We start from the raw sequence: 24,013 nt of genomic DNA on the forward strand, positions 1-24,013 counted from the left end.
CCGAAAGCCTTGCGGCCAACCTCAGCCGTCCCGCAGCCACACCAGCATCTCGCCGGGCTCGCGATTGTCCCAGGCGAAATAGGGGATGGCGGTCAGGCGGGTCTCGACGCTGGTCGGCGGTTCGGAGCGATAGAGCCCGTCCTGCCAGCCGTCGCCGGCATCGGCCCGCGCCGTGGCTGAAAGCGTCACCACGCCACCCAGCAGTTCGGGTGCCTCATGCGCGTCTATGCCTGCCGTGCGCGGCAGTGTCAGGCGATGCAGCCGGCTGTCATTGTCTGATGCCTCGACGCAGTAGATCAGCGGCCCGCGCGACAGCGCGACGCGGCCGGCATCCTGTCTGACCTCGGGATTGGCGTAGAGCCGCTCGATCGGCATTTCGAGGTCGAGCCGGACACGATCGCCCTTCTGCCAGACGCGCTGGATCGCGGCATAGCCGTCGCTGGTCACGTCATCGAGGTCGACCGGCTCACCATTGATCTGGAGCGTGGCGTTGGAACTCCAGCCCGGTATGCGCAGGTGCAGCGTGAACGCCACCGGCGCTTGCGGCTCGACGGTGATCTCGACGGCGCCGTCCCAGGGGTAGCGGCTTGCCTGGGTCAGGCTCACCGGCGTGCCGCCAATGTCGAAACGGGCGGTGGAGTCGCCGTAGAGGTGGACGGCGAGCGCATCGTCGGCCAGGCTGTAGAAATAGCTGCCGATCGAAGCGACCATGCGCCCGACATTGGGCGGGCAGCAGGGGCAGCGGTGCCATTTCCACCTGTTGTGCCTGCCCCGGCTTTCCAGCGGGTTTTCGTAGAAGAACAGCGAGCCGTCGAGCGACAGGCCCGAGATCGAGCCGTTGTAAAGCGCGCGCTCCATCATGTCGGCGTAGCGGGCGTTCGGCCCCATGCCGAGCATGCGGCTGGCCCAGAACACGAGGCCGACCGCCGCGCAAGTCTCGGCATAGGCGCTCTCATTGGGCAGGTCGTAGTCGCTGGTGAAACCCTCATTGTGCGCCGACGGCCCGAGCCCGCCGGTGATGTAGAGGTTTTTCGTGGTGAGGTCGTCCCACAGCCGATCGAGCGCCACGCGCAGTGAGTCATCGCCATATTCGGTGGCGATGTCGGCCATGCCCGAATAGAGGTACATGGCCCTGACCGCATGGCCGACGACCTTGTCCTGCTCGCGCACCGGCCTGTGCGACTGATTGTATTCGTAGGTCTTGAAATGATAGGCCTTGGGGTCGGCGCCACGGGTGCGCGCCTCCTCGTCGAAATAATGCGGTTGTTGGCCGCGCTGGTCGATGAAGTATTTGGCCAGCTCCATGTATTTCTGCTCGCCGGTCACGCGCGCCAGTTTGACCAGCGCCAGCTCGATCTCCTCATGGCCGCAATAGCCCTTCTTCTTGCCGGGCTCCGGCCCCAGCACCGAAGCGATGTGGTCGGCATAGCGGCACGTGATATCCAGCAGCTTGCGCTTGCCCGTTGCCTGATAGTAGGCGACCGCGCCTTCGATCAGATGGCCGGCGCAATAGAGCTCGTGGCAGTCGCGCAGGTTTGTCCAGCGCTTGCCGGGCTGGATGCGCTGGTACCAGCTGGAGAGATAGCCGTCCTCCTGCTGCAGCCTGCCATACATGTCGATGACGGCGTCGATCTTCTTCTCCAGTTGCGGGTTCTTGCGCCGGTAGAGCGAATAGGCTGCGGTTTCGATCGTCTTGCCGAGATCGGAATCCCAGAACATCTGCGTCGTCACCGTCGAGCCGGTGAATTCGGCGCCCTGGCGGTTCGCCTCGTCGGGCGAGGGCGAGTGGAAGGGAATAACGATTCCGGGCGAGGGGCGGTCCGGATCGATCTGCTCCAGCATGCGCGCCGCCACACAGCGCTCGTAGAGGATGTCGGCGGTGCGCGTCGCGACCGCGTCGGCGCGGTCGCCCCAGAAGCCATGCACGTCCACCTGCGGCACGGGCAGCGGGCGGAAGGCGAGTTTTGGTTTTCCGGGTTTTGCGGATGCGGTCATGAACTTACTCCATTATTCTATCGATTAGTTGACGGCCTCGGCCGTCAGGCGATTACTTGACGGCCCCGGCCATCAGGCCGCGGATGTAGAAGCGCTGCAAAGCGAGGAAGAGGATGAGGCAGGGCACCATCATCACGGTGACGCCCGCCTGCACGGCACCCCAGTCGATGGCGCCGAAGCGGCCCGACTGCAGTGCGGTCATCATCACCGGCAGCGTGAATTTGGACTGGTCGGTCATCAGCACCAGGGCGGCGAGGAACTCGTTCCAGGCGCCGAGGAAGGCGAACAGCGCGATGGTGACGACGCCCGGCCAGACCAGTGGCAGCATCACCTTCAAAAGCATGGTGACGTTGTTGGCGCCGTCCATGCGCGCCGCCTCCTCGATCTCGCGCGGCACCGCGTCGAAGGCGTTGCGCATCATGAAGATCGAGAACGGCAGCTGCAGCGTCACATAGACGCCAACCAGGCCGGTCAGCGTGTTGTGCAGGCCAAGCTTGGTCAGCACCAGGAAGATCGGCGTCAGGATCGACTGGAACGGGATCATGATCGTCGACAGGATGAGGACGAAGAACAGGTCCTTGAACGGAAACCGGAAGCGCGAGAAGCCGTAGCCGGCCAACACGCTGACGATGACCGACAGAATGACGGTCATCACCGAGACGTAGATGCTGTTCTGCGCCGAGGCCCACAGCCCGTCGCCGAAGGAGTTGAGCGTGGCGTAGTTCTCCAGCGAGAAGCCCGTGGTCGGCCATGGCGGCAGCGGCGGTAGGCGCGCTTCGGCCGCCGGCTTGAAGGCCGACAGCACCGTCCACACGATCGGCGCCACGAACAGCACCGAGGCAATGATGCCGGTGGAATGCCGGGCGAAGCGGGCGGCGAGCTTGCCTTTGGCTGATATCGCCTGCGCCATCAGTCGACGCCCTCCGGCTTGCGCAGCAGCCAGAGCTGGACGAGGCTGAGCGCCACCAGGATGACCAGCAACACCATCGACAGTGCCGCGCCATAGCCGAGCTTGAACGACACGAAGGACTGGTTGAAGATCCAGTAGACCGCCGTCAGCGTCTGGTTGCGCGGGCCGCCACGCAGGATGATGTAGAACTGGTCGAAGGCGAGGATCGAGCCGGCGACCGACAGGATCAGCGCCAGCGCCAGCGTGCGGCGCATCAGCGGCAAGGTGATCGCCCGGAACCGCGCGAACGGTCCGGCGCCGTCGATGACGGCGGCCTCCTGCAGGTCCTGCGGGATCGATTGCAGGCCGGTCATCAGGATGATCATGGTGAAGCCGGCGACCTTCCACACCACCATGGCGATGATCGACCAGAAGGCCGGCTGGAAGGTGGCCAAGAGGTTGAACTTCTTGTCGATCAGGCCGAGTTCGTAGGCAGCGGGGCTGAACAGGCCGGAATCGACATTCAAGAGCCATGACCACAAAAGGCTCGCCGAGGCGAAGCCGACCACCGCCGGCATGAAGAAGAAGGTGCGGTAGAGATTGGTCAGCGGCCGCGGTTTTTCGATGAAGATCGCCAGGGGAAAGGCGACGGCGAAGATCGCGATGGTGACGATCACCGTGTAGTAGCCGGTGAATTTGAGCGCGTTCCAGAACCTGGTGTCGCGCAGGATCGCCCCGTAATTGTCGAGGCCAATGAAGGAATGTTCGCCCATCAACGGCCAGTTGTGCAGCGACATCCAGGCCGTCATGCCAAGCGGGATGACGAAAAACACCATGACCAGCGCCACCGCCGGCGCGACATAGAGCAGGCCGATCCATTGCCGGCGCCCGGCGCCGACGAGTTTTCGGGCGCGGGGCGGGGCGGTGGTGGTGCCTGTGATGGTGGTCATGGCGATTCCCTTGGCACTGCGTCCCCTCCCCCTTGAGGGGAGGGTCCGGCCGAAGGCCGGGGGTGGGGTCCTCTCCGCAGCGCGCCGACGAGAAAGAGGCGTCGAGCACTGCCGAGGCGACCCCACCCGGACCTGCGGTCCGACCCCCCCTCGAGGGGGAGGTGGGGTCGGCGCTTACTTCTGCGGCGCCTGGTCGATGATCGACTGCATGGTCTCCTGCGCATTGGCGATGGCGCCGTCGACGTCGTCGCCGAAGAACACCTCGTTGATCATCTGCGTCCACGGGCCGTTGGCGGAGTTGATCAGATCGTTGAACACCACCGAATAAGGTGTCTTGCCCTTGGCCATGGCCTCGGCGGCGATCTGGTAGCGCGGATCGAGATCCTTCAGCGCGTCCTTGGCGATGTCGCCGCGTACCGGCAGGCTGCCGTACTTCGCCAGGATGGTCTGACCCTCGAGCGAATAGGCGAAGTCCAGGAACTCCTTCACCACGGCGAGCTTCTTGGTGCCCTTGGTGACGACGAAATTGTCGCCGCCGGCAAAGGACGACCAGCCGCCATCCTTGCCGGGCAGGAAGGTGACGCCGTAATCGACATTGGGATACTGGGTGTTGAGGGCGCCGATGGCGAAGGCGCCGGATGGCGAGATGCCGATATTGCCGGCGGCAAAGGCTGCGAAGAAATTGGCGCCGGTGTCGGTCTGCGCGCCTGCCGGCACCAGGTCCTTCTTGACCATCGAGCGGTAGAGATCGATGGCGCCGCGCAGTTGCGGGCTGTCCAGCGTCGCCTTGGAGCCGTCTTCACTGAGGATATCGCCGCCCGAGGCCCAGATCAGCGGCGTGAAGGTGAAGATGTTGCAGCCGCCGCAATTGCCGGAGAAGTAGAAGCCCTTGATGTTGCCGCCAAGCGCGTTGACCTTCTCGGCATCGGCGGCGATCTCGGCCCAGTTGGTCGGGCCTTTTTCAGGATCGAGGCCGGCCTGCTTGAACAGCTTCTTGTTCCAGATCAGCACCGAGGCGTCGGCCGAGAAAGGCAGGCCGTAAATGTGGTCCTTGTAGGTGCCGGTCTTCACATGTGCCGGCGACAGGCTGGCGAAATAGGGCAGGGACTTGGCCCAGTCGGTGATGTCCTCGAGTTGGCCAGAGGCGGCGAAGGAGGGCGTGTAGATCAGGTCGAGCGACAGTGCGTCGGGCGCCGTGCCGCCGGCGGCGGCAGCGCCATATTTCGGGATGATCTCGGCATTGGGGATGATGTCGAGCTTGATCTGGTTGGTGTGGCCCTTGTTGTAGGCGTCGACGATCCTCGGCATGAAATTCGAGCCGTCGGCACGCACCCAGATGTTGGCGGTGTCGGCGGCGGCAGCGCCGAGGCCGCTGCCCAGCACGGCAGCGGTCAGGGCCAGTTTGGCAATCAGGTTCCTCATCTTCTCCTCCTCCAAGGTTGGCCGCTATCCGCGGCTTGGCGCCGATCACGCGGCGCTTTCGTTTCAGCCATCCAGCGGATGGCCGCAGGAATGCCGCACCACCAGCCGGCACGGCAGTTTTCGAATGCCCGGCGCGGCGGGCTGGCCACCGACCAGTGACAGCAGGGTCAGCCCGGCCTCGCGCCCGAGGGCGACAAGGTTCATGTCGACCGAGGTCAGCGGCGGGCGGGTCGCTTCGGCGACGATCTCCCAATTGTCGAAGCCGATGACGCCGACATCACTGGGAACATTGAGGCCGCGCTCGCGCAACGCATCGATGACGCCGCGCGCGATCTGGTCATTGCCGCAAAAGACAGCGTCGGGTCTTTGGTGCTTGCCATCGAACAATTGCGTCACCGCCTCATGCCCCCAGGCTTCCGACCACGAGCCGAGCAGCGGCTCGGTCACCGGCAGCCCGTTTTCGGCGAGCACGTCGCGATAGGCCTGGGCGCGGGCGTGGACCACGGCAAAGCTCGCCGGCCCGCTGACATGGGCGATGCGCCGGCGGCCGAGCCGGCAGAAATGTTCTACCGCCAGCCGAGCGCCGCCGGCATCGTCGGAGACGAAGGCGACGGCGTCGGGATCGGGCTGGGTGAAGGCATAGATCACGGGCACGCGCAGATTGGAGAGATCGACAGGCAGATGGCGGTCGATGCGCTTGCCGGTGGCGATGATGCCGTCGACGCGCTTGTCGAGCATGGCGTCGACATGCAGCTGGCCAAGGCGCGGATCCTCCTCGACATTGCACAGGAACACCGAGACGCCATTGTCGACCAGCGCGTCGGAAATGCCCGACATCAGCGGCAGCGAGAAGCGGCCATAGGTATCGTTGGTGAGCAGGCCGACGGTGAAGGAGCGGCGCCGGAGCAGGCTCTGCGCCAGGCTGTTCGGCCGGAAGCCCAGGCTGCGCGCCGTCTCGCGGATGCGCTCGCGCGTCTCGGCAGTCATGCGCCCCTGGTCGTTGAGCGCCTTCGACGCGGTGGCGACGCTGACGCCGGCCTGCGCCGCCACGTCACGCAAGGTGACGGGTTTTGGGAAGACCGGGACAGGTTCCGATGCCATCGCGCCGAGGAATCCTTAGTTGGGAAAAGGTTTTCTCTTACAGGCCGGAACAAGGCCCGGCCAATGGCCAAGCCCGATCGAAACTGTTTGGAAAAACCTTTTCTCAAGTCAGGCTAGGCCAGATTTGGGGAGCGTTCAAGGGGAAAAGTGGCGAAGGTCTGTCGGTGGGCAGAGAAAGGGCTGAGGCTAGCAAGACTTGGGTTCCTCGCCCCCACTCCCGTCTACGCTATGCACATCTTCTGTGACTGGCGTGACTGATCAGCCCGAGCTTGATTGCTACGTGGTTCCCCCAATCCGTCGCTGCTTCGCAGCGCCACCTTTCCCCCCTCCGGAGGGAAAGGAAGGGAGCTTTGCTGGACGAGCGTTGACGGCAAAGAGCTTGGCGCCCTTCCTCTACCCCGTCGATCGGGGGAGAGCGACTATCTGGGGTGTCAAGTTGCATTTGCGAACTCGCTTCTCGCGTCGCGTGCTTTTGCATTGAGGATGACGAGAAGTTTTCTGGCGAGCGCGATGCGGATGAGCATTTTGGGCTTTCCCGCCTGTTGCAACCGTTGAGTGAACGCTTTGAGATGGGGATCGAACTTGGCCACGATGGCCGCGACGATGAAGAGGATGCCACGCGGCCCGGCGCGTCCGCCGCGCACATGCCTGTTGCCGGCGCGCCTGCCGCTGTCATTGGCGATGGGGGCGAGGCCTGCCAGCTTGGCGATGGCCTTGTTGGAGATGAGGCCGATCTCGGGCAGTTCGGCCATCAGGCGGGCGACGGTGCGCCCGGCGACACCCTTGAGCGAACGGAATGCCGATCCCAGCCTGGCCCACAGCGGATCGTCATCGATCATGGAGGCGATCTCGCCTGCCAGGCGCCGCTCCTCGCGTTTGAGGAAGGCCAGCATGGCCTCGATGCTGGCGCATGCCTCGGCATCGCGTGCGGCACTTCTACGCTGCTTGTTGATGGTGGCATCGCCGACAATTTGGCAAAGCCGCCCAACCAGCGCAGCAAGGCGCTGCTGAGCAGTGCTGGGCGGTGGCGTGGGAACCATCTTCTTGACTGCGCCGTAATGGGCGATGACGGCAGCGTCGATCCGGTCGGTCTTCTCCAGATGGCCCATCGCCTCGGCGAAGCGGCGCACGCTTCTAGCATTGACCAGAGCGCACTCCATGCCGTGCGCCCACAAAAGCATGAAGCCCAGCCGCTCGTAGCCGCCCGACGCCTCCATCACCGCAAGAGCTGCGCCATGGCTGCGGCAAAACAGGCAAAGAGCTGCGATCCCCGTCGCATCGTTGGCGAAGCGCTCTATCGCCCCACTCGGCCTGATATGCGCGTCCAGCCAATCCTTAGAAACATCAACTCCACAAATGATCTTGTTCACGGTAACCTGCCTTGTGCGTACGGTTGGAACCAAGCGACTGTTCGGTCGTGCGTGACGAAGGCGAAGATCCCAAGCTCTCCCGCGGCTGTAACCTCAGGTGGTACGGGCGACTTCGCCAAGCCAAGGTCCGGGCGGCCGCCCGGGCCTTGGCTCAATCGCTTCAATCCCACGAAATCTCTCTCGTGTAGATACAAGGTGTCTCGGCAAAGCCGAGACGGAGTGGGGGTCGACCAGCAGCATCAGACAATGCATGCACCAAGCTGCCATGCATGCTATCGCCAAAGATCAGCTGATTGGAAATGTGTGCATGCCGTAGCACGGTAGTGGGGCGAGGAGCCCCACGGATTGTCAGCGAAGTCTTAAGGGCTGTTGCGCCATGGTGGTCGCCCGCCAGGAATTCCGCCATGCCCGATACGTCATACGCTCCGAAAGGCCCGGCCTCGCAGCCCGGCAAGCGGGCGGGACACGACAGCGCCGACGAGCGCCGTCGCGATGCTGCCATCTCCAAGCTCAAGGCCGAACTCGCGGCACAGGCCGCGCTGATCGCCAGGCAAGAGGTTTCGCTGGCGCACAGCCGCAAGATCTTCGACCGTGCTTCGGCCGCCGCGCGCATCGGCGTTTGGGAATGCAGCCTGCCTGGCGAAGAATTGCACTGGACTGATGTGGTCTATGATCTGTTCGATCTGCCACGCGGCTCGGTGCTCGACCGCTCGCAGATCATCAAGTGCTATCCGGCGGAGTCGCGCAAGGCGCTGGACAGTTTGCGTGGCCGCGCGATCGCCGAGCGCAGCGGCTTCAGCCTCGACGCCGAGATCACCACTTTCGCCGGCCACAGCCGCTGGATCCGCATCACCGCGACCGTCGAATGCGAGGAAGGCGTGCCGGTGCGCATCTTCGGCATGAAGCAGGACATCACCGAGGAAAAGATCCTCTCGGACCGGATGCGCTATCTCGCCGAATTCGATGCCATGACCGGACTTGCCAACCGCGCCCGGTTCCAGGCGCGGCTGGCGCAGGTGGATGAAAGCCGCCCACTCGGCGCGCTGCTGTTGATCGACCTCGACGGCTTCAAGGCGGTCAACGACACGTTCGGCCATGTCGTCGGCGACGAGTGCCTGAAGGCGGCGGCCGAGCGCCTTGCCGGTGGCTGCGGCGAGGCGGAACTGGTGGCGCGCGTCGGCGGCGACGAGTTCGCGGTGCTGCTCGGCTCGCATCTCGACCGAGGTGCCGTCTCCGGCGTGGCGCGCGACATCATCGAGAGGATGGGCAAGCCGGTCGCGGTCCGCGGCCAGTCACTGAGGCTGGGCGCTTCGGTCGGTATTGCGTTTGCCGGGGCGGGCTCGCCGTGCGACCTGTTCGCGAAGGCAGACACCGCGCTCTATGCCGCCAAGGCGGCAGGCCGCAACACGTTCCGCATCTTCAAGGCGGAAGCCGGTGCGAAAGGCCGGAGTGCCGCGGCGTAACGACTAGACCTTCCTGGTCTCGAGCCGCTGGATCGTCGCTTCGATCCAGGTGGTGACCGCCGCGATGCGAGCGAGGTGGCGTAGATCGGGATGCGTCAGCAGCCACAGTTCGCGGGCGGGGAAGGGATGGCCGTCCTCCGGCAGGCGTGCAAGCCCCGTCATATGATCGGCGACAATACAGGGCAGCAGCGAGCGGCCAAGTCCGGCCAGGATCGCCTGCAGCAGCGGTTCGGCATCGTTGACGACAAGTGGCGCGTGACCATCCTTACGGGAAACGCCGGCGATCCAGCGCGCCTGCGGCAGGTACGCCATGCCGTCCTCGTAGGTCAGCCAGGGCAGATTCGTAATCTCTTCGGGTAAATCGGTGATCTGCCCGGGTAAATCGGGCGCCGAAAGCTTGCTCGCGGCATAGGCGGCATAGGCGAGCGTCGGGCGGCTGCGCTGGCAGTCCGGGCCGCCCAACGGCCCTGTCGCCGTGACTGGAACCGACGTCGCGCATTTCCACGGCGACCTCATCCACTCTCTTTCGTTTTTCTCGATCCCGCCGGCGCCTGACGCGCCCGTTCACTGAAGGAGTTGCCATCCCCAAAACCGGCCTTGAAGCCTTGCTTCGCCGCGGGAAGGGCAGGGCAAGGCGGGGCATCTCGTCTTATCGACGCCCACTTTGCCTCTGCCTCTTGCAACGACTGTCTAGGCCTTTCTCGCTTCCTTCATGTTGGGCAGGAACACCGTCAGCAGTCCCAGGAACGGCAAATACGAGCAGATCTGGAAGACGAAATCGATGCCCTTCATGTCGGCGACGACGCCGAGCACGGCGGCCGCGATGCCGCCCATGCCGAAGGCGAAGCCGAAGAAGATGCCGGCGATCATGCCGACGCGGCCAGGCACCAGTTCCTGGGCGAAGACGACGATGTTGGAGAAGGCCGACGACAGGATCAGCCCGATCAGCACCGTCAGCACCATGGTCCATTCCAGGTTCGCGTAAGGTAGCGCCAGCGTGAAGGGCAGGACGCCGACGATCGAGAACCAGATCATCGCCTTCTGTCCATAACGGTCGCCGAACGGGCCGCCGAGCAGGATGCCCAGCGCCGAGGCACCGAGGAACAGGAACAGCATGATCTGCGACATCTGCACCGACACCCCGAATTTATGGATGGAGTAGAAGGTGTAGTAGCTGGCGAGGCTGGCGATATAGGCGTTCTTGCTCAGCACCAGCAGGGTCAGCACGATCAACGCGTTCATCACCTTGCGGCGCGGGAAGGGCGAGACGAAGCTTGCCGCCTTGCGGGTGCCTTGCGCGGCGCGCAGGCGGCTGTACCAGCCGCCAACCTGCCACAAGACGACGATGCCGATCAGCGAGCCGACGGCGAACCAGGCGATGCTGGTCTGGCCGAAGGGCACGACGATGAAGGCGGCCAGCAGCGGCCCCATCGACTGGCCGAAATTGCCGCCGACCTGGAACAGCGATTGCGCCAGGCCAAACCGGCCGCCCGAGGCGAAGCGGGCGATGCGCGAGGATTCCGGATGGAAGATCGCCGAGCCGATGCCGATCAGCGAGGCGCCGATCAAAAGCAAATAGTAATGCCCGGCATAGGCCAGCACGACCAGGCCGATCAGCGACGAGGCCATGCCGTAGGGCAGGGAATAGGGCATCGGCCGTTTGTCGGTGATCATGCCGATGATCGGCTGCAGCAGGGATGCCGTCACTTGGAAGGTGAAGGTCAACAGGCCGATCTGCCAGAAATCGAGGCCGTAATTCTCTTTCAGCAAGGGATAAATGGCCGATAGCAGCGACTGCATGATGTCGTTGATGCAGTGGCAGAAGCTCACCGCCAGGATGACGGTGAAGGCCGTCGCCTGGGCGGAACTGGCGGGCGCTGGTGGCGCGACGCTGGCGGCTGTCGTATCGGTCAAGGATGGCTCCGTGGTCTTTTTGGCGGGCACGCCCGCAGGCAATCTGGCGGTGCGGCCGCCTTAGGGACGGATGCCTTATAGGCTGCTTGCCGCGCGACTTCTTTCGTGGTTTGGTCCAATAGTTTCGCAAGTGGGCCATAGCCGATGCCACATGGCAGGGAAATCTTTCGCGCCGGCAATGCCGATCTTGGCCAATTGCATGAGAAGTCGATGGCAATGGTTGGAGGAGGTCGCCGGGCCGGCGGTGGCGTTGCCGACCGAATATCCCGATGGCTACCATGTGCCGCAGCACCGCCACAGCCGCAGCCAGTTGCTGCACGCGCTGGTCGGCGTCGTGCTGGTGACGACGCGGCACGGGCGCTGGATGGTGCCGCCAGACCACGCAATGTGGATTCCGGCCGGCACCGAGCATTCCGTCGAGATGCTGGGCGATGTCTCGATGCGCTCGGTCTATGTCATGCCGGGCGCGATTCCCGGGCTGCCAGAAGGCTTGCGTGTCGTCGGCGTCACCGAACTGATGCACAGCCTGATCGTGGAATCGGAGAAACTGCCGCAAGGCGGCGAGTTGCAAGGGCGCGGCGGGCTGATCATGAACCTGTTGCTGCATGAAATCCCGACCTTGCCGGAACGGCCGCTCGGGCTGCCGTTTCCGTCCGATCCGAGGTTGGCGATACTGTGCCGCCGCTTTGTCGCGGCACCTTCGCCGCATGCGACGATCGACGAATGGGCTGATGCCGCCGGTATGAGCCGGCGCTCCTTCACGCGCGCCTTCCAGCGCCAGACCGGCCTGTCGCTGTCGACATGGCGCCAGCAGGCCTGCCTGTTCGCGGCCTTGCCCAGGCTCGCCGATGGCGAGCCGATCACCCGGGTGGCGCTCGATCTCGGCTATGACAGCGTGCCGGCCTTCATCACCATGTTCAAGCGCATGCTCGGAGCCTCGCCGCGCGGCTACATGCGCGGTGCGCGCGAAAGCGTCGAAGTCGCTCGTCGCCTGATCGGGCCGGCTCGGCTGGAGAGCCCGGCGCCGTAACGGCAGATGCCGATGAGCAATTCCAGGAAAAGTGTGAAGCGGTTTTCCCGGGAAAAGCGCGTAGCGCTTTCCCTTGGGAATTGCGTCAAAAAAGAGTCAGAGCGGTTCGCCGTTTCCGTGAAACGGTGAACAAGCTCTAGAAGACGGGAAGAAATTCAAGTCTCTAAAGAGGCATCTGGGCGTTCACTACGGTCTGCTCCCAGACGAATATCGGGCCAAGTGGGACTTGCGAAGGACTATCCGATGGTTGCAGCGAACTGCGCAGCTCAGCAATCCGCCCTTGCGAGTCAATCGGTCTAGCGCCTGATCGAGAATCAGGATTCCTTTTTGAGGCTTGGTGTGATTCAAGCTTTTGATGGATAGATTCGTTTTGACGGACGCCCAATGGGCGAAGATGGAACCTCATTGGGCAAGCGATCCTGGTCGTAGCGGTAGCGACAACAGGCTGGCCGTTGAGGCTGTGTTGTGGATCGCGCGAAACTCAAGGAATTCAAACGCATCGCGATGCGCTGCGACAAAACCGATCAGAGCTTCGCAGCAATGATCTATCTTGCCGCAGCCGTCACCAATTCCAGATGAATCTCAACAGACCCTATGCGGGACAATGGAGTTGGAATGGGGGAGACTGCTGTGACTCGGCCGAAGCGGCGGCTGAACTCAATCAAGACGTTGCTAGCGTGCGCGGGGGACATCAGGGCCAACGCGACCGCGCTGTGTCGCGGCTGCCCCGCGCTGATCGGCTCGGCCGTCTTGGTACCGTTGCTTGCAGCCGGCGCGGCGCAGGCGCAATCCAGTCCATTCCTCTACGTGCCCAGTGCGAGCGATAACAGCACATCCGTGGTGGATACCTCGACCAATGCCGTGAAGGGGAGTGCCATACCGACAGGGATCTTTGCGGCTGCTGCCGTTGTCACCGGTGATGAGTCCTTTGTCTATGTCGCTAATTTGGCCAGCGGTACCGTCACGCCGATCGACACCGCCACCAATACGCCGGGCGCGCCGATCCCGGTCGGGAATGGTCCATTGGGCGTGGCCATAAGTCCGGACGGGAGAACCGTCTACGTGACCAATCAGGTCGACAACACGGTGACGCCGATCAATACCGCCACCAACACCGCGGGCGCGCCCATCCCGGTCGGGAGCAACCCGATTGGCTTGTCCGTGACCCCGGACGGCAAGACCGTCTATGCGGCCAACCTCTTTGACGGCACCGTCACGCCGATCGATACCGCCACCAATACGCCGGGCACGCCGATCCCGGTCGGGAACGGTCCAGCAGGCGTGGCCATCAGTCCGGACGGCAAGACAGTCTATGTGACCAATCTCTATGACAACACGGTCACACCGATCAACACCGCCACCAATACGCCGGGCGCGCCGATCCCGGTCGGAAATGGCCCATTTGGCGTGGCCATCAGTCCGGACGGCAAGACCGTCTATGTAGCCAATCTCTCTGATGGCACCGTCACGCCGATCGATACCGCCACCAATACGCCGGCGGCGCCGATCCCGGTCGGGAAGGGTCCATTGGGCGTGGCCATCAGTCCGGACGGCAAGACCGTCTATGTGACCAATCAGAACGACAACACCGTCACACCAATCGATACCGCCACCAACACGCCAGGCCTGCCGATCGCGGTCGGGAACCAACCGCAGTTTCCCGGCATCTGCTCGAACGGCAATGCGCTGCTCGCGAGCGGGCTGACCTTCAAGGCCAACACGTCAGGCGCGCTCGCCTGCACGCTGGCATCAGGGGCGGCCGGCTCGCCAGGACCAGTGTTCACCGGCGGAACCATGCAGTTCGCCGGCGATGGGATCGCGAGCGCGCTGCCAGTCACGTTGATGAGCCAGGGCGGCACGTTCGACACGGCCGGCAACAAGGCCACCCTGTCGGGCCCGATCAGCGGGCCGGGCGGGCTGACCAAGATTGGCTTGGGCACGCTGGTCTTGACGGGGATCAACACCTACACGGGTCCGACAAGTGTCAGCGGAGGCCAGTTGATTGTTGGCGACGATGCGACGCCGAATGCCAGCATTGCCAGCGCGGTGACGGTCAAGGCGGGCGCAACGCTCGGCGGCCGTGGCTCTGTCGGAACAACGGTGATTGAAGCTGGCGGCACGCTGGCACCTGGCGTCGCCGCGATCGGCACGTTGACGGTGAACGGCAATCTGACATTCAACGCCGGCTCGTATTTCCCGGTTGAGGTCGATCCGGCGGGCGCCGATAGCGATTTGGTCGCAGTCAACGGCATAGCCGCCATCGTCGGCGGCTCGGTCGCCCATATCGGCACGGGCGGAACTTACCGGCCATCCTCGACCTATACTATCCTGACCGCAACTGGCGGTGTGGATGGCCATTTCGATGGCGTAACCTCGAATTTTGCCTTCCTTACCCCTGAGTTGAGCTACGGCAACAATGACGTCCTGCTGACATTGAACCGCAACGATATTAACTTCGGTGTCTACTCCAGCACCCGCAACCAGAAGGCCACCGCCAACGGCGTCCAAAGCCTCAGTTCGGGCAGCGCTCTCTATCAGGCCATCGTCACTCTGGCCGCTGACGCACCGACGATCCGTGGCGCCTTCGATGCGTTGTCGGGCGAAGTGCATGCCTCGGCCAAGGGCATGTTGATCGAGGACAGCCGCTTCATCCGCGACGCGGCAAGCGAGCGCCTCCGCGCCGCCTTCGGAGAGCGTAGTGTTAAGGCGCTGCCTGTGATGGCCTACGGCGAGGGCGGTCCCGAATTCGTCGCGGCCGACACCGACCGTCTTGCCGCCTGGGGTCAGGCCTTCGGCTCCTGGGGCTCGACCGACAGCGACGGCAATGCCGCCGCCTTCGACCGCTCGACAGGCGGCCTGCTGATGGGTGTCGATGGCTTCGTGGCCGAGAACTGGCGCGCCGGCATCATCGCCGGCTACAGCCATTCTTCGTTCGACGCCACCGAGCGCGCCTCCGGCGGCGGCAGCGACAACTATCACCTTGGTGTCTATGGCGGCACGCAATGGGCAGCACTGGGCTTCAGGACGGGTGCGGCCTATAGCTGGCATCAGATCGACACCGGCCGTTCGGTTGCCTTCTCCGGCTTTGCCGACAGCCTCAAGAGCGACTACGACGCCGGCACCGCGCAGGTGTTCGGCGAGCTCGGTTACCGCGTGGATATGGCAACGGCATCCTTCGAACCCTTTGCCAACCTTGCCTATGTCAGACTGCACACCGATGGCTTTACCGAACAAGGCGGCGACGCTGCGCTGACCAGCTCCGGTTCAACCACCGACGCCACTTTCACCACGCTCGGCCTCAGGGCCTCCAGCGGATTCACGCTGGCCGGTATCGACACCACCGCACGCGGCATGATCGGCTGGCGGCATGCCTTCGGCGATACCACACCGTTGTCATCCTTCACCTTTGCCGGCTCCGACGCCTTCACCATCGCCGGAGCTCCTATCGCAAAGGACAGCGCGGTTCTGGAGGCCGGCCTAGACTTCACCCTCACCGACGTCGCAACGCTTGACATCTCCTACAGCGGCCAGTTCAGTTCAGGTACAACCGACAACGGCGCCAAGCTCGATCTCACCGTCAGATTTTGAGCGAACCCGGGCGTAGCAACGGCCTCCCCGGCTCCGGCGGCACTCGCCAATATTGGGCGGGCCGTGAGGATAATACGAACAGCGCCAGACGAAATGCACTAGTCGAAAAGGCTCGACACAGATTCTTCGGTCGCGGTGCGCGAAATCGCTTCGCCCATCAGGTCGGCGATCGAGATGACGCGGATGTTGGGGGCGTCGAGCACGCCCTGCGTCGGCTGGATGGAATCGGTGATCACCAGTTCCTGCAGCTTCGAGCCGCTGATGCGGGCGACAGCGCCGCCCGACAGCACGCCGTGGGTGATATAGGCGGTGACGCTGGTGGCGCCGTTGGCCAAGAGCGCGTCGGCGGCATTGCACAGCGTGCCGCCGGAATCGACGATATCGTCGATCAGCAGGCAATCCTTGCCTGCGACAGCGCCGATGATGTTCATGACTTCCGATTCGCCCGGGCGCTCACGGCGCTTGTCGACGATGGCGAGTTGCGCATCGAAGCGCTTGGCCAGCGCACGCGCCCGCACTACGCCACCTATGTCGGGCGAGACCACCACGACATTGCCGAGCTGCTTGTATTTCGCCTTCACGTCGCGGGCCATCACCGGCACCGAGAACAGATTGTCGGTCGGAATATCGAAGAAACCCTGGATCTGGCCGGCATGGAGGTCGAGCGTCAGAACCCGGTCGACGCCGGCGCGGGTGATCATGTTGGCGACCAGCTTGGCCGAGATCGGCGTGCGGCCTGACGCGCGGCGATCCTGCCTGGCATAGCCGAAATAGGGAATCACCGCCGTGATGCGCTTGGCCGAGGAGCGCATGAAGGCGTCGATCATGATGAGCAGTTCCATCAAATGATCGTTGGTCGGGAACGAGGTCGACTGCAGGATGAAGACATCCTCGCCGCGCACGTTTTCCTGGATTTCGACGAAGATTTCCTGGTCGGCGAAGCGCCTGACACTGGCCTTGCCCAGCGGGATGTTGAGATAGCGGGCGACCGCTTCGGCCAGCACCCTGTTGGAATTGCCCGCGAAGAGTTTCATGCACCGTTCCTGGTGGAGGATGGGAAGGCCTGACAGACTCTCCCGTACCTTTTAACCGGGCTTTTAGCGGCCCGCGCCGGTATTGCAAGCGCCGAGATCGGGAATCCGCCGGCTAAACTCAAGAAAGCTGTTCGGCATCGCCGGCGGGCAACACCTCAACCCGCCTTGCCGCCGAGAAATGCCGCGAACTGGTCGATGGTCTGGTCAGCGATCGCCTGCATGGTGGCCGGCGAGACATCCTTCCAACTGTCGGCGCCCCCGCCATTGCCAACCGAAGGTGCCTTCATCTGGCCGTTGATGCGGTGCAGGCGGTTGCCGGCCGGATCGTAGACGTCCCAGACATAGATGACGGTGGTGTCCTTGCCTTCCGAAATCGCCGAGAAATAGCCCTTCAGCACATGCGTCGCGGTCTGGTCGGCGCTGCCGGCCAGCGTGATGCCACGCTGTTTCGCGCGGGTCTGCAGTTCCGCCGTCAGCGGTGTGGCGGCCTCCACCGAAGCGCCGACGATCGGCGCGATCTGCAGCCGGGTCTTCGACAGGATGGCAGCGCTCTGGGCCGAAGTGAGCGGCGGGGTGGTGGTTGCAGGAACGCCCGTGGTGGTGGCAGGCGCGGCTGGTGACGTCGCGGGAACCGTGGCCGCCGTGCCGCCCTGCGCTGCCGGCGCGGAGGTCGCCGGAGGGGTGATGGCGGAAGGTTCGAGAACGTCCTTTGCGCTGGTGCAGGAGGCAAGAGCCAATGCCACAAGCAATGACACGGTCGTCACATGCGATCGTCTCATTTGCCTTCTAACTCCTTGGCGAAGAACGCCTCCCATTATGGATTCACTGTACGATCAAGTCGAGATCATGGCGGGACAGCGGCTTCGGCTGGGATTCGGTGGTCAGGTAGGTGCGGCCAAGCGTCATTGCCGTCTCGGTCTCGGAATCCATGATGATCATGTGGGCGAACAGCGTCATGTGCGGCGCGATCGGCTCGGGGTTGCCCTGGTAGAACATCGGCATGTCCATCCAGGACGGCGTGAAGCGGGCGCCGACGGAGTAGCCGCAGGCGTTCAGCCGGTGCTTGGTCAGGCCGTGCGCCTCCATGGTGCGGGCGTGGGCGTCGAACACGTCGCCAAATGTATTGCCCGGCGCCATCGCCTTTTCCACCGCGAGAAGGGCGGCACGCGCGGCGTCGAACAGTTCCTGATGGCGCTTCGACACCTTGCCGGTCAGCACGGTGCGCATCATCGGCGCATGGTAGTGATGGAAGACACCGGCCCATTCGAGCGTCAGCTGGTCGTTCTTGGTGAGCTTGCGGCGGCCGGCCTTGTAGCGGCAGAGCAGGGCATCGACGCCGGAGCCGATGATGAACTCATTGGCCGGATAGTCGCCGCCGCCGGCAAAGACCGCGCCCTGCATGGCGGCAAGGATCAGGGCTTCGTCACCGCCTTGCTTGATCAGCGGCAGCGCCGCGTCCAGCGCGTCGTCGGAGAGGTTGGCGGCCTTCTCGGCCTTGGCGATCTCGGCCGGGCTCTTGAACAGGCGCAGCCGGCCGACGATGCCGGAGGCATCGGCGATCTGGCCGAAGGTCTGCAACTGCTCGTCCAGCCGGCGGCCATTGTAGGCGGTCAGGCCGTGGGTGTCGTATTCGACGCCGATGCGGGCGCCAAGCAGGTTGAGATCGTTGAGCAGGTTGCGCAGGTCGACCGCCGGGTTGGCGCCATTGCGGTCGGTCCACAGCACGATGTTGTCGATGATCGAGGTGTGGCGCGCCTGGCGCAGATCGGCCGAGCGGGTCAAAAGCACCATCGAGCCGTCGGCCTTCACCACCAGGCACTGGAAGAAGCAGAAGCCGAACGTGTCGTAGCCGGTCAGCCAGTACATGCTTTCCTGCGCGAACAGCAGGATGGCGTCGAGTTTCTTCTCGGCCATCTCGATCATCAGCCGGTCGCGCCGCGCGTCAAATTCCGATCGTTCAAAATGCAGCGCCATTATTCCTTCTCCAAAACGATGGCCGAAACCTGCCGGCCGTAATCGGATTCCTTGCGGTGCGTGGTGCGCCGGTAGGAGTAAAACAAATCTTCTTCGGCATAGGTGCAGCGGCCGAGGCCCTCGGCGGTCACACCGGCCCTGATGAGCCGGTCGACCGTGTAACGGTTGAGATCGAACATGGCATGGCCTGATGTGGCGGAGGGCGCGAAGTAGCCGATGTTTTCAGCATCGGCCTCGACGAAGCGGGCAACGAATTCCGGCCCGACCTCGTAATTGTCGGGGCCGATCGAGGGGCCGAGCACGGCGACGATGTTTTCGCGCCGGGCACCCAAGCCTTCCATGGCGGCAATGGTGTTTTCCAGCACGCCCGTAAAGGCGCCTTTCCAGCCGGCATGCGCCGCGCCGATGATGCGCGCCCCGGCATCGGCAAACAGCACCGGGCCGCAATCGGCGGTCGAGGCGCCGATGGCGATGCCCGGCCGGTCGGTGACGATGGCATCGGCCTTGGGGCGTTCGCCGGCAAAGGGTTCCCTGGCGACAATGACGTCGGGGGAATGGATCTGCCAGGCGGTCAACAGATGGTTCGCCGGCACGCCCATCCAGGCAGCGACGCGGGCGCGGTTCTCGGCCACCTGCGCCTTGTCGTCATCCGATCCGGTGCCGATGTTGAGGCCCTGGTAGATGCCGGTCGAGACGCCGCCTGTACGGGTGAAATAGCCGTGGCGGATGCCTTGTGCCTGCGCCTTGTCCAGCAGCGGCGACCGAACGGGATCCGGTTTGGTCTGATTCAGCATGCGGGCGTTGTTGTCCGTGTGGGCGGTTTCGTCAAGAAAAAGTCCGGAAGCGAGGCGGCCGGCGGTTCGACCGCTCTTTTGCCGGACGGGAGATTGGGAGGGGCGGCGGTGAAAAGTCAATCCGCCGTGGCAAAGGGCCGGATCGGCACGCCGCGCGGCAGGACGGCGAGCACCTTGAACAGCTCGCCCATGGCCTGCGGTCCGGCAAGGCGTTCGACATCGCCGGTGATCTTGTCGCGGGCCGCCTGGCCGGCATCGGCGCCAAGCCGTCCGGCGCGCTCGAGAATGCCCATGCCGAGCAGGAAATTGCCCTGCGTCGACAGATGGGCGTCGAGACCGTGCGCGCGCACGGTGGCGGCAAGGGCGGCGAAATCGACATGCGAGGTGAGGTCGGCTTCGCCGGGATTGGCCAGCACATCTTCGTGATTGTGCCGGCGCAAGGCCTGCAGCGTGTCGCCGACACCTGGCTGGAGATGGCCATAGTCGAGGAACAGGCCGGCGCCGCCATCGCGGGCCATGCGCTCGGCAATGGCCGCTATCAGCGCGGTGCGGGCGGGAGCGATCTCGACGACCGCGCCTTGCGGCGCTTCAGCCGCGTCAACGGGCAGCAGTGTCGGGTCGACCGAGCCGGCGCCGGCGAAGAAGCAAAGTTCGTCCTTGTCATCGAGGCTGACCATGCGTTCGCGCCAACCCGTACCGGCGCGGACGAACTGGTGGATCGGTACGGCGTCGAACACTTCGTTGCCGACGATGAGCAGCGGCTGATCGGGCAGGGTCTCGATGGTCTCGTGCCAGCCAACCGCGAAAGGTGTCGCGCCAAGCGTCTCTCTCTGGACCTCCGCCAGGCGCGGGCTGGTCTCGATCATGGCGAAGGCAGCGCCGTTGGTCAGATCAGGATCGAGCCGGGACAGGGTGCGCAGCATGTCCTTCATCAGCGTGCCGCGGCCGGGGCCGATCTCGGCAATGGTGACCGGCATCGGTTTGCCCGTCGCCAGCCACGCCTGGTAGAGCCAGACGGCGACGAGTTCGCCGAACATCTGGCTGATCTCCGGCGCGGTGACGAAATCGCCGGCGGCGCCAAAGGGCTCGCGCGTCGTGTAGTAGCCGTCCGCGGGGTCGAACAGGCACAGCGCCATGTATTCGTTGACGGGAAGCGGGCCGAGCGCCTCGATCAGGTCGACGATGCGGGTCTTCAGCCGCGTCATGTCGCCTGCGGCTGCGCTTGCGTCACCGGCTTGGCGGTGGCCATCGCCCAGATGCCGGCCAGCACCATCGGCGTCGACAGGATCATGCCCATGGTCAGCCAGTTGGTGCCGAGGAGGTAGCCGAGCTGCTGGTCGGGCTCGCGGAAGAACTCGACGAAGATGCGCGACAGGCCATAGCCGCAGATGAAGGCACCGCCGACGAAGCGCGGCGTCTTCAGCTTGAGGCGAGAATGGGTGAGGATGCGCAGCACGATAAACAGCACGATGCCTTCGAGGAAGGCTTCGTAAAGCTGGCTGGGATGGCGGGTGAACGGTCCGCCATTGGGGAATTCCATGCCCCACGGCACATCGGTCGGCCGGCCCCAAAGCTCGGAATTGATGAAGTTGGCGACGCGCACCAGGCCGAGCCCAACCGGCACGCCAGCGGCCACGACATCGAACAGCGACCAGGTGCGGATGCCGCGCTTGATGGAAAACAGCGTCATGGCGAGGATGACGCCGAGCAAGCCGCCATGGAAGGACATACCGCCTTGCCAGACGGCGAAGATGTCGAGCGGATGCGCGATATAGCGCGCCAGATCGTAGAACAGCACGTAGCCGGTGCGGCCGCCGAGCACGACGCCGATCGCCGCCCAGACGATGAAATCGTCGAGGTCTTCCGGCTTCATCGGCAGGATGCCGTCGGGCCACAGTTTCGGGTTGGCGGCAAGCCGCTTGGCGTACCACCAGGCAAACAGGATGCCTACGATGTAGCCGATACCATACCAGTGCACCGCCAGTGGCCCGATCTGGATGAGGATCGGGTTGATCTGAGGAAAGGGCAGCGAAGCCAGCGGCAGCAGGAAATATTCGTTCAACGGGGAGCTCTCGGTTGCGAAACGCGTTTGGGCGCGGAACCATGCGGCAGGGTTTTGGCAGGGTCAAGGCAAGCTGGTCGCCGTCAAGTGTCGCTACGGATCACCATTGCGAGCCACCGCGCCGTGGGTGTTGAACTCAACCCTTGGCGGCCACCAATTGCCGCAACGCGTCGTTGATCCTGTCCTGCCAGCCGGGGCCATCCTCCTGGAAATGGTCGAGCACGGCCCGGTCGATCCGGATCGAGACAAGTTCCCGGACATTCGGGGCGGCCGAGGTTTCGCGAATGGGCGCTGCGGGCTTCTTGACCGGCTTGAAGGCGGCTTCGGCGGCTTCGAATGGATTTGTCGGTCGGCGCGGGGGCGTTGCCATTGGATTGACCCTGATTGAAGACGACTCATGCTTGAGGCAAGTCGCGAGGAAAACGCCACAATAGGCGACTTGGCGCCATCCCGTATAGAAGGCAACTCCTCGAAAGTCCCGCAGGCGGGTTCTCGGTTACGCTCAACTTCGAGCACAGACCATGCCGCAGGACTTTGGCTGGTCACGCAAGGTCGCGCCGTCAATTGTCGGGGAACAAGATCGCCCCTAGGTCCATTGCACCATGCAGAATATGCAGTATTTCCAAGGTGTCGGCACTGGCGCGATAGAAAATCAGGTAGTTGCCATGGACGCGTCTGCGGATGCCTGAGGATCGATGCCGCTCAAAGAACGGATATCGCTCCGGCATGGTGCGCAACTCCATACAATCGCGGCGCAATTCCTGGATAAACGTGACGGCCCGAAATGGGCTGTCGAGCGCGATGTAGTCGCCAATGGCTTCGAGGTCTGCCTCAGCCTGATCCGTAAAGACCAGCCGCTTCACTTGGTTTTCGCTGCCATTGCCTTGTATTTGGCCTCAAGCCTGTCCAGCACTTCGTCGCCGGGCTTAACCCGGCCGCCATCGGCATCCGAAATGCCTTTTGCTAGGGTTGCGTCAAGGGCGGCCAGCCGCTTCTCCCGCTCTTCAACGAGGCGAACGCCCTCGCGCAGCACTTCGCTCTTCGAATTGTAGCGGCCGGTGCTCACGAGCTGGTTGACGATATCCTCGAGACGACTGCCCAAGTCTGCACTAATGGCCATGGTGGGGCTCCTGCAAAAACACCGTGATATAATAATAGTTATTGATTGAGCTTGCCAGTGATTTGGGTGGATCCGACTTGATGCCGCACCGGCCCTCAACGTTCTTGCATTCCGCGCTCTGCGCCACTACGTCATTTCGAGCAAGCGAGGATTTGCCATGTCGACCGGACCGAACCGCATTCTCGATGAATTCGCCAAGCTGATGACCGATGCCGCGGGTGCTGCCCAGGGCGTCCGGCGTGAGGTGGAGACCGCCTTCAAGGGGCAGGCGGAGCGCATCCTCAATTCGATGGATGTGGTGCAGCGCGAGGAATTCGAGGCCGCGCGCGAGATGGCTGCAAAGGCCCGGGACGAGAACGGCAGGCTTGCCGCCCGCATCGAAGCGCTCGAGGCGAAGCTCGCAGAACTCGCCGGTGATGCCGCACCAGCGGCGGCGGCGAAGCCCCGCGCAAAAAAATAATCGTTAAACTTTTCCACATAGTCCGATCCTGAAAATCGCTTTGCCGTGAATCGCTTAACGGCATTGCATGAATCTTTGTGACAGCGCCTTTCCACATGCGAATGCCGCAGTGCGAAAAATTGGGCTGTTCACGCGACTCCCGATCAATAGACTGAATTTGTTGCATGATTCGGAGCAGGGTCATGCGGCCGGGCGGTGGGGTCCGGTCTGGGGTCTTTGCGTCGAGAAGTAGTCTTTAGCGCGAAGAAAGTCCTGGCCGTCCGAGTTCTAGATCAGATTGTTCGTCGTGTGTGCCCCGCGGAGCGTGCGGCGCTCCCCCTGAACACAGGAAGCATTCCATGGAACTTCTCGAACTCGAATACTCCCGCGAAATCCATCCGGTGGATGTTATCGAGCAGGTGGCCCACAACAATGACTGGTCCTTCGAACGGGCCGGCGACGATGAAATTTCGATTTCGGTTGCCGGCAGCTGGACCGACTATCATGTCTCCTTCTCCTGGATGGAGGATTTCGAGGCGCTGCATCTGGCCTGCGCCTTCGACATCAAGGTGCCGGAGACCCGCGCGCTGGAGGTGATGCGGCTGTTGTCGCTGATCAACGAACAGATGCTGTTCGGCCATTTCGACCTGTGGGAGCAGGAAGGCGCGATCATGTTCCGCCAGTCGCTGCTTTTGGCCGGCGGGGTCGAGCCGTCGAGCCAGCAGGTCGAGGTGCTCTTGTCCTCGGCGCTTGAAGCCTGCGAATGCTATTTCCAGGCTTTCCAGTTCGTCGTCTGGTCGGGAACCTCGGCCAAGGACGCGCTCGCCGGCGTGCTGTTCGAGACCTACGGCAACGCCTAGAGCCGGAT

Annotated in this window: 21 protein-coding genes and 3 pseudogenes; 7 read left to right on the forward strand and 17 right to left on the reverse strand. The window is 63.7% G+C overall.

The annotated features are described in order from the left end of the window. Positions 1 to 21: 21 nt before the first annotated feature. The 6 genes from AC0V7N_RS14945 to AC0V7N_RS14970 all read right to left on the reverse strand — a co-directional run bounded on the left by AC0V7N_RS14945 (position 22) and on the right by AC0V7N_RS14970 (position 7,727). Entirely contained in the window at positions 22 to 1,995 is a 1,974-nt protein-coding gene (locus tag AC0V7N_RS14945; RefSeq protein WP_475458723.1) for a glycoside hydrolase family 127 protein, read from the reverse strand. A 52-nt stretch (positions 1,996 to 2,047) separates the two neighbouring features. Then, the gene (locus AC0V7N_RS14950) at positions 2,048 to 2,905 is read right to left on the reverse strand and encodes an ABC transporter permease subunit (RefSeq protein WP_496627931.1); all 858 of its coding nucleotides are present in this window, start codon (positions 2,903 to 2,905) and stop codon (positions 2,048 to 2,050) included. After that, the gene (locus AC0V7N_RS14955; RefSeq protein ID WP_475458726.1) at positions 2,905 to 3,834 is read right to left on the reverse strand and encodes a carbohydrate ABC transporter permease; all 930 of its coding nucleotides are present in this window, start codon (positions 3,832 to 3,834) and stop codon (positions 2,905 to 2,907) included. The genes AC0V7N_RS14950 and AC0V7N_RS14955 overlap by 1 nt, the downstream gene beginning before the upstream one ends. Before the next feature lie 174 nt (positions 3,835 to 4,008). Continuing rightward, on the reverse strand, positions 4,009 to 5,256 hold the full coding sequence (locus tag AC0V7N_RS14960; RefSeq protein ID WP_475458728.1) for an ABC transporter substrate-binding protein: 1,248 nt from the start codon (positions 5,254 to 5,256) through the stop codon (positions 4,009 to 4,011). A gap of 63 nt (positions 5,257 to 5,319) precedes the next feature. Further along, positions 5,320 to 6,357: a LacI family DNA-binding transcriptional regulator gene (locus AC0V7N_RS14965; RefSeq protein ID WP_475458731.1), complete on the reverse strand. Its 1,038-nt coding sequence runs from the start codon at positions 6,355 to 6,357 to the stop codon at positions 5,320 to 5,322. Between the two features lie 431 nt (positions 6,358 to 6,788). Next, on the reverse strand, positions 6,789 to 7,727 hold the full coding sequence (locus AC0V7N_RS14970) for an IS110 family RNA-guided transposase (protein ID WP_475456790.1): 939 nt from the start codon (positions 7,725 to 7,727) through the stop codon (positions 6,789 to 6,791). 404 nt (positions 7,728 to 8,131) lie between these two features. Between AC0V7N_RS14970 and AC0V7N_RS14975 the strand changes: the two genes are divergently transcribed. Next, entirely contained in the window at positions 8,132 to 9,190 is a 1,059-nt protein-coding gene (locus AC0V7N_RS14975) for a diguanylate cyclase domain-containing protein (protein WP_475458733.1), read from the forward strand. A 3-nt stretch (positions 9,191 to 9,193) separates the two neighbouring features. On the opposite strand, the gene AC0V7N_RS14980 is transcribed toward AC0V7N_RS14975, so the two are convergent. Beyond that, on the reverse strand, positions 9,194 to 9,652 hold the full coding sequence (locus tag AC0V7N_RS14980; RefSeq protein WP_475458735.1) for a LysR substrate-binding domain-containing protein: 459 nt from the start codon (positions 9,650 to 9,652) through the stop codon (positions 9,194 to 9,196). Between the two features lie 228 nt (positions 9,653 to 9,880). Continuing rightward, entirely contained in the window at positions 9,881 to 11,104 is a 1,224-nt protein-coding gene (locus AC0V7N_RS14985) for an MFS transporter (protein ID WP_475458738.1), read from the reverse strand. Positions 11,105 to 11,248: 144 nt separating this feature from the next. Between AC0V7N_RS14985 and AC0V7N_RS14990 the strand changes: the two are divergent. The 4 genes and pseudogenes from AC0V7N_RS14990 to AC0V7N_RS15005 all read left to right on the forward strand — a co-directional run bounded on the left by AC0V7N_RS14990 (position 11,249) and on the right by AC0V7N_RS15005 (position 15,722). Beyond that, positions 11,249 to 12,134, forward strand: a pseudogene (locus AC0V7N_RS14990) (AraC family transcriptional regulator). Positions 12,135 to 12,267: 133 nt separating this feature from the next. Then, positions 12,268 to 12,419, forward strand: a pseudogene (locus tag AC0V7N_RS14995) (MucR family transcriptional regulator); the annotation flags it as partial. 70 nt (positions 12,420 to 12,489) lie between these two features. Beyond that, positions 12,490 to 12,612, forward strand: a pseudogene (locus AC0V7N_RS15000) (IS5/IS1182 family transposase); the annotation flags it as partial. A 152-nt stretch (positions 12,613 to 12,764) separates the two neighbouring features. Further along, positions 12,765 to 15,722 (forward strand): autotransporter outer membrane beta-barrel domain-containing protein, encoded by a 2,958-nt coding sequence (locus AC0V7N_RS15005; protein WP_475458742.1) that lies wholly within the window; start codon positions 12,765 to 12,767, stop codon positions 15,720 to 15,722. A gap of 98 nt (positions 15,723 to 15,820) precedes the next feature. Here AC0V7N_RS15005 and AC0V7N_RS15010 read toward each other — a convergent pair whose 3' ends face one another. From AC0V7N_RS15010 to AC0V7N_RS15050, 9 genes are all read right to left on the reverse strand, one after another. Beyond that, on the reverse strand, positions 15,821 to 16,756 hold the full coding sequence (locus AC0V7N_RS15010; protein ID WP_019860650.1) for a ribose-phosphate pyrophosphokinase: 936 nt from the start codon (positions 16,754 to 16,756) through the stop codon (positions 15,821 to 15,823). Between the two features lie 155 nt (positions 16,757 to 16,911). Next, entirely contained in the window at positions 16,912 to 17,535 is a 624-nt protein-coding gene (locus tag AC0V7N_RS15015; RefSeq protein WP_475458744.1) for a hypothetical protein, read from the reverse strand. A gap of 43 nt (positions 17,536 to 17,578) precedes the next feature. After that, positions 17,579 to 18,730 carry a M24 family metallopeptidase gene (locus AC0V7N_RS15020; protein WP_475458746.1) on the reverse strand — a complete coding sequence of 384 codons (1,152 nt, stop codon included), beginning with the start codon at positions 18,728 to 18,730 and terminating at the stop codon, positions 17,579 to 17,581. Further along, positions 18,730 to 19,524 (reverse strand): peptidoglycan editing factor PgeF, encoded by a 795-nt coding sequence (pgeF, locus tag AC0V7N_RS15025; RefSeq protein WP_475458748.1) that lies wholly within the window; start codon positions 19,522 to 19,524, stop codon positions 18,730 to 18,732. The genes AC0V7N_RS15020 and pgeF overlap by 1 nt, the downstream gene beginning before the upstream one ends. Before the next feature lie 116 nt (positions 19,525 to 19,640). After that, entirely contained in the window at positions 19,641 to 20,729 is a 1,089-nt protein-coding gene (locus tag AC0V7N_RS15030; RefSeq protein WP_475458750.1) for a class I SAM-dependent methyltransferase, read from the reverse strand. Continuing rightward, positions 20,726 to 21,586, reverse strand: coding sequence for a prolipoprotein diacylglyceryl transferase (lgt, locus tag AC0V7N_RS15035; protein ID WP_475458752.1), 861 nt, complete (start codon positions 21,584 to 21,586; stop codon positions 20,726 to 20,728). The genes AC0V7N_RS15030 and lgt overlap by 4 nt, the downstream gene beginning before the upstream one ends. Before the next feature lie 136 nt (positions 21,587 to 21,722). Then, entirely contained in the window at positions 21,723 to 21,956 is a 234-nt protein-coding gene (locus AC0V7N_RS15040; protein ID WP_475458754.1) for a BrnA antitoxin family protein, read from the reverse strand. 190 nt (positions 21,957 to 22,146) lie between these two features. Further along, positions 22,147 to 22,449 (reverse strand): type II toxin-antitoxin system RelE/ParE family toxin, encoded by a 303-nt coding sequence (locus AC0V7N_RS15045; protein WP_475458757.1) that lies wholly within the window; start codon positions 22,447 to 22,449, stop codon positions 22,147 to 22,149. Next, positions 22,446 to 22,706 (reverse strand): type II toxin-antitoxin system ParD family antitoxin, encoded by a 261-nt coding sequence (locus AC0V7N_RS15050; RefSeq protein WP_475458759.1) that lies wholly within the window; start codon positions 22,704 to 22,706, stop codon positions 22,446 to 22,448. Before AC0V7N_RS15050 ends, AC0V7N_RS15045 begins: the two co-directional genes overlap by 4 nt. Before the next feature lie 157 nt (positions 22,707 to 22,863). On the opposite strand from AC0V7N_RS15050, the gene AC0V7N_RS15055 reads away from it, so the two are divergent. After that, the gene (locus tag AC0V7N_RS15055) at positions 22,864 to 23,166 is read left to right on the forward strand and encodes an accessory factor UbiK family protein (RefSeq protein ID WP_475458761.1); all 303 of its coding nucleotides are present in this window, start codon (positions 22,864 to 22,866) and stop codon (positions 23,164 to 23,166) included. A gap of 338 nt (positions 23,167 to 23,504) precedes the next feature. Then, positions 23,505 to 24,005: a type III secretion system chaperone family protein gene (locus tag AC0V7N_RS15060; RefSeq protein ID WP_027030631.1), complete on the forward strand. Its 501-nt coding sequence runs from the start codon at positions 23,505 to 23,507 to the stop codon at positions 24,003 to 24,005. Positions 24,006 to 24,013: the final 8 nt, after the last annotated feature.

This window comes from Mesorhizobium kamtschaticum (assembly GCF_056174585.1).